Below are 2,313 nucleotides of genomic sequence, written 5' to 3' on the forward strand. Positions count from 1 at the left end.
CTGCGGCTCCCCTAAACGGTTAACCTTGCTACAGAATATAAGTCGCTGACCCATTATACAAAAGGTACGCAGTCACCCCTGTTAAACAGAAGCTCCCACTGCTTGTACGTACACGGTTTCAGGTTCTTTTTCACTCCCCTCGCCGGGGTTCTTTTCGCCTTTCCCTCACGGTACTGGTTCACTATCGGTCAGTCAGGAGTATTTAGCCTTGGAGGATGGTCCCCCCGTATTCAGACAGGATACCACGTGTCCCGCCCTACTCGTTGAGTTCACAATGACGCTGTTTTGGTGTACGGGACTCTCACCCTTTACTGTGCGCCTTTCCAGACGCTTCCACTCACACCGCCACTGATGCGGACTCTGGGCTGCTCCCCGTTCGCTCGCCGCTACTGGGGGAATCTCGGTTGATTTCTTTTCCTCGGGGTACTGAGATGTTTCAGTTCCCCCGGTTCGCCTCGTTCGACTATGAATTCATCGAACGATAGTGCAACGGATTGCACTGGGTTTCCCCATTCGGACATCGCCGGCTGTTACGCTTCATATCAGCTTACCGACGCTTTTCGCAGATTAGCACGTCCTTCATCGCCTCTGACTGCCTAGGCATCCACCGTGTACGCTTAGTCGCTTAACCTCACAACCCGAAACTGTCTCGGATTATAGATTGTTGAGAGACTCATCAATAATCCCTCGCGGATATTATTGACGGTTTCAATTTTCAGCTTGTTCCAGATTGTTAAAGAGCCTTTATCGTTAAACCGACTTCATCAAAAATCCGCTTAACGATAACACGACGACGGCTTTCACCCGTCATCACCGCAAGTGGCGTCCCCTAGGGGATTCGAACCCCTGTTACCGCCGTGAAAGGGCGGTGTCCTAGGCCTCTAGACGAAGGGGACACAATGGCCGGCTTCGCAGACGCGTCTTGCTCGACTTTCATCAGACAATCTGTGTGAGCACTGCACTCAACTGCATCTCAGGTAAGGAGGTGATCCAACCGCAGGTTCCCCTACGGTTACCTTGTTACGACTTCACCCCAGTCATGAATCACAAAGTGGTCAGCGCCCTCCAACAGGTTAAGCTACCGACTTCTTTTGCAACCCACTCCCATGGTGTGACGGGCGGTGTGTACAAGGCCCGGGAACGTATTCACCGTAGCATTCTGATCTACGATTACTAGCGATTCCGACTTCATGGAGTCGAGTTGCAGACTCCAATCCGGACTACGACAGACTTTATGTGTTCCGCTTGCTCTCGCGAGGTCGCTTCACTTTGTATCCGCCATTGTAGCACGTGTGTAGCCCTACTCGTAAGGGCCATGATGACTTGACGTCATCCCCACCTTCCTCCGGTTTATCACCGGCAGTCTCCTTTGAGTTCCCGCCATCACGCGCTGGCAACAAAGGATAAGGGTTGCGCTCGTTGCGGGACTTAACCCAACATTTCACAACACGAGCTGACGACAGCCATGCAGCACCTGTCTCAGAGCTCCCGAAGGCACAACCACATCTCTGTGGTCTTCTCTGGATGTCAAGAGTAGGTAAGGTTCTTCGCGTTGCATCGAATTAAACCACATGCTCCACCGCTTGTGCGGGCCCCCGTCAATTCATTTGAGTTTTAACCTTGCGGCCGTACTCCCCAGGCGGTCGATTTAACGCGTTAGCTCCGGAAGCCACTCCTCTAGGGAACAACCTCCAAATCGACATCGTTTACCGCGTGGACTACCAGGGTATCTAATCCTGTTTGCTCCCCACGCTTTCGCACCTGAGCGTCAGTCTTCGTCCAGGGGGCCGCCTTCGCCACCGGTATTCCTCCACATCTCTACGCATTTCACCGCTACACATGGAATTCTACCCCCCTCTACGAGACTCTAGCCAACCAGTCTTAGATGCCGTTCCCAGGTTAAGCCCGGGGATTTCACATCTAACTTAATTGACCGCCTGCGTGCGCTTTACGCCCAGTCATTCCGATTAACGCTTGCACCCTCCGTATTACCGCGGCTGCTGGCACGGAGTTAGCCGGTGCTTCTTCTGCGGGTAACGTCAAAATTCAACCCTGTTCAGGCTAAACCCTTCCTCCCCGCTGAAAGTACTTTACAACCCGAAGGCCTTCTTCATACACGCGGCATGGCTGCATCAGGCTTGCGCCCATTGTGCAATATTCCCCACTGCTGCCTCCCGTAGGAGTCTGGGCCGTGTCTCAGTCCCAGTGTGGCTGGTCATCCTCTCAGACCAGCTAGGGATCGTCGCCTCGGTAGGCCATTACCCTACCGACTAGCTAATCCCATCTGGGTTCATCCGCGGGCGTGAGGCCCTT

1 tRNA gene and 2 rRNA genes are annotated in these 2,313 nt (G+C 53.6%); all 3 read right to left on the bottom strand.

Annotated elements, in window-relative coordinates:
- Positions 1-631: ribosomal RNA gene (locus LGZ99_RS24075) — 23S ribosomal RNA — on the bottom strand; the annotation flags it as partial.
- A gap of 189 nt (positions 632-820) precedes the next feature.
- A tRNA-Glu gene (locus LGZ99_RS24080) sits at positions 821-896 on the bottom strand.
- 82 nt (positions 897-978) lie between these two features.
- Positions 979-2,313 (bottom strand): 16S ribosomal RNA (locus LGZ99_RS24085); the annotation flags it as partial.

Origin of the sequence: Photorhabdus temperata (assembly GCF_025384845.1) — a bacterium.
Classification (GTDB): Bacteria; Pseudomonadota; Gammaproteobacteria; order Enterobacterales; family Enterobacteriaceae; genus Photorhabdus; species Photorhabdus temperata.